Consider the following 3,272-nt stretch of genomic DNA (forward strand, 5'->3'; position numbering starts at 1 on the left):
GAAATTGAGACAGCTGGTAACAGCCGCCATGACTAATTGCTGCATTCGTGTCGCCGGAAACACCAATTTCATTAACTTCGTTCACAGTAGTGGAGAATACTCTGCTATCTTGGCCGCAACTAGACATGGCGGCGAAACGTTACCTGCAAGCTTAAAAAAACTCTCGCGCTAAAATTAGGTTGACTAAAAATGAAAATAAAAAACGAACACATAACTAAAGGATTTATTTTATCTGGATTGATGAATATACTTGGCGTATTAATTTTCTCCAGAATTTTCAGTAATACTTTCATTCCAGAATTTGACAATCAAGCAATGTCAAATTTTGGATTATTAATGATAGTAATTTGGGGCTTTGTATTTATAGCTGTTTCTAAAAATTTTCACAAAGTAAAATGGCTAATTGCCGTATTTACAATCGAAAAATTGATTTACGCAACACATTGGACAAAATGGATTACAAATAATAATCTTACAGATGTACTAGAAAAAGACAAAATGGCTGGAATATATTATGCTATTTATGGCATAAATGACTGGATCTTTTTCGCATTCTTTTTATTTGTCTTCGTACGTTTAGCGCGTAAAAGTAATCTAACGCAATAATAAAATCACGGGAGCAAGTTCAAAAGCTGCAAATGGATTTGGAAAATTGTTTGTAACTGAACTATTGAAAAAGCCAGCAGGTAACAGCGCACAAGCGATCATTGCTGGTTTTCAGTGGCTTCAGCTCAATTTTCACGAATAAATTCTATCTTAGCGGAAACAACTCAGTTCGCTGGCTTCGCAACGTCGCCTGTGCGCGGGACGTTGTGCGAGATTTTTTGTCGAAACCCAGAAATGACATAAGAACTATTGTTATTTTGCGTTAAATAAAAAACGAAAAAATGAAGAAACTTGTTGTCACTTCGTCCATAATATTCATTGTGCTAATATTTCTTGCGTTCAAACCAATTTCATTGTCCAAGAATCCTAAAACTTGTAAAGGAAAAATTATTTCGGTTTCTGAATCTGGAATAAAAGATGTAGTTTTTGGAATGAAAGACAATGTAAATACCTTTTATATAAATAGAGGTTTTGAATATTTTGAAGAAAAGGATTTAAATTCTTTAATTGGAAAAAATGTAGTTGTTTACTATTCCGAAGGTTGGACTCCGCTGGATCCTTTAAGTCGACGAAGCAAAAGTATTGAGAAATTAGAAGTGGAGAATACAATATTTTTTAAACTATAAAACCTCGCACAACAGCGCACAAGCGATCATTGCTGGTTTTCAGTAGCTTCAACTCTATTTTCACGAATAAATTCTATCTTAGCGGAAAATACTCGTTCCCGCTTTGGTCGCAACGTCGCCTGTGCGCGGGACGTTATGGGCAAGTCGAAATGACGTATAGAGTTAACATTTAAATATTATGAATTTAGAACACAAACCAACGAAACTTACCAAAGCGATAAATTTGCTAATTGTGTCAATTATTATTGGAATTATCAATTTTTTCATCGCGAACTTTGATACAATTGACTTAACAAAAATTGCTACTGTTATTCTAACGTTTCTATTTATGTCAGTTTTCGTATATCTTATCAATGCTCGAAAAAAATGGGCAAGAACAGTTTTTTTAATTTTATTTCTTTTAGGAAGTTTAATGTTTCCTTTTACTGTTGCAACTCTCTTTGAGCAAAATCCAATTGCAGCGATAATTTCCGTTGTATTAACTATCATACAAATCTTTGCACTAGTGTTACTTTATAGCGAAGAAGTAAACAATTGGATAAATTATCGTACGACCAGCCCATAACAGCGGTCACGAGAAATTGCTGGTTTAGAGTAGCTTCAGCTCTATTTTCACGAATAAATTCTATCTTAGCGGAAAGTACTCATTTCGCTTGCATCGCAACTTCGCGTGTCCGCGAAACGTTACCAGCAATCTCAGAAAATGCGAAACGATAACTACATTTTTTTTTACTATTTATCGCTTTTTTTTAGCGCATCTGCCCTTTTTGTTAGCTGTGAAAAATCTGAAGCGGTCTCAGAATCAAAATATAATGAAAAAGCAAATGAATTGATTGGACAAATAGTTTCTGATAATTCGTGCAACTGCATGTTGGAAATTCCGAAAGAATCCATAATCGCTATGAGCGCAATAGAACGACCAAATTATGACATTAGAAAGCCCTTATTAGAACATTTAAATTTAAAAAGTAGCTCAGAACTCGATAGCTTAATTAGATTGTCTAACAATTTTATTTTAGATAAAAATCTTTTGATGCGTAATAAAGTGAAGTTAGTCGATTTAGAATTTCTAAAATCTCTTAAAAGAAATTTTGATCTTAAAACTTGTTCAAAAGGCGTCATTTGCATCCAAAAGCCAATTTTCGACAAAAGATATAAAACAGCGATTATAACTTATACCTATGCTTTCACGTGTTCAGGAGGTTTTATTATGACATATATTTATAAAAACGGAAAATGGGTTGAAATTGAGACAGCTGGTAACAGCCGCCATGACTAATTGCTGCATTCGTGTCGCCGGAAACACCAATTTCATTAACTTCGTTCACAGTAGTGGAGAATACTCTGCTATCTTGGCCGCANNACATGGCGGCGAAACGTTACCTGCCATTTCATCAAATATTATCTCAAAAATGAAACACTGCTACTTATTTATAATCTGCCTCTTATTGATTGGATGTGCAACGACGAACGAAATTCGTAATGATATTAGCACATTCCAACTAAAAAAAATCACAGTTAACGATATCAAAAAAATTGAAAGTTCAAATAATGGTATACAAAGATTATCTGATGTGCCAACCAGTCAAGGTTATTTCCCAGAATTGAATATTTACAAGTTCAGCCAACCAAAATTTTATAACCGCAAAAATGAATCGTTACTAACAGCGATTTCATATTTTTATACGGAAAAAGATAGCGTTGTTCGGGTGATTTCTTATGCTTGGAATGAGCAAGATGATAACGATTCCATACGAGCAATATTCGATAAAAATAAAAAACTCTTTTCAAGCTTTTTTAGAAATAATGGTGAAGCGAAAAGAGTGGAAGAACCAACTTATTGGCAGGACGAGTTAAGATGGGAAAATAAAAACATTTCTGTATTTCAATTTATTTTAGGTAATGAAAAAAAGGGAGCTTACAGAACACGGACAATTATTAAATTCAAATAGAAACGGCAGGTAACAGCGGTCACGAGAAATTGCTGGTTTTGAGTAGCTTCGGCTCCATATTCACGAATAAATTCTATCTTAGCGGAAA

The 3,272-nt window shown here is 34.0% G+C and carries 4 protein-coding genes; all 4 read left to right on the forward strand.

The window, feature by feature from the left end:
• Positions 1-189 precede the first annotated feature (189 nt).
• The 4 genes from B2741_RS00560 to B2741_RS00575 all read left to right on the forward strand — a co-directional run bounded on the left by B2741_RS00560 (position 190) and on the right by B2741_RS00575 (position 2,511).
• Positions 190-606 carry a hypothetical protein gene (locus tag B2741_RS00560; protein WP_291134379.1) on the forward strand — a complete coding sequence of 139 codons (417 nt, stop codon included), beginning with the start codon at positions 190-192 and terminating at the stop codon, positions 604-606.
• A 281-nt stretch (positions 607-887) separates the two neighbouring features.
• The gene (locus B2741_RS00565; protein ID WP_291134382.1) at positions 888-1,232 is read left to right on the forward strand and encodes a hypothetical protein; all 345 of its coding nucleotides are present in this window, start codon (positions 888-890) and stop codon (positions 1,230-1,232) included.
• Between the two features lie 178 nt (positions 1,233-1,410).
• Positions 1,411-1,797 carry a hypothetical protein gene (locus tag B2741_RS00570; RefSeq protein ID WP_291134385.1) on the forward strand — a complete coding sequence of 129 codons (387 nt, stop codon included), beginning with the start codon at positions 1,411-1,413 and terminating at the stop codon, positions 1,795-1,797.
• A gap of 138 nt (positions 1,798-1,935) precedes the next feature.
• The gene (locus tag B2741_RS00575; RefSeq protein WP_291134389.1) at positions 1,936-2,511 is read left to right on the forward strand and encodes a hypothetical protein; all 576 of its coding nucleotides are present in this window, start codon (positions 1,936-1,938) and stop codon (positions 2,509-2,511) included.
• The last annotated feature ends 761 nt before the right edge of the window (positions 2,512-3,272 follow it).

The organism is Flavobacterium sp. UBA7663, assembly GCF_002483315.1.
GTDB lineage: Bacteria > Bacteroidota > Bacteroidia > Flavobacteriales > Flavobacteriaceae > Flavobacterium.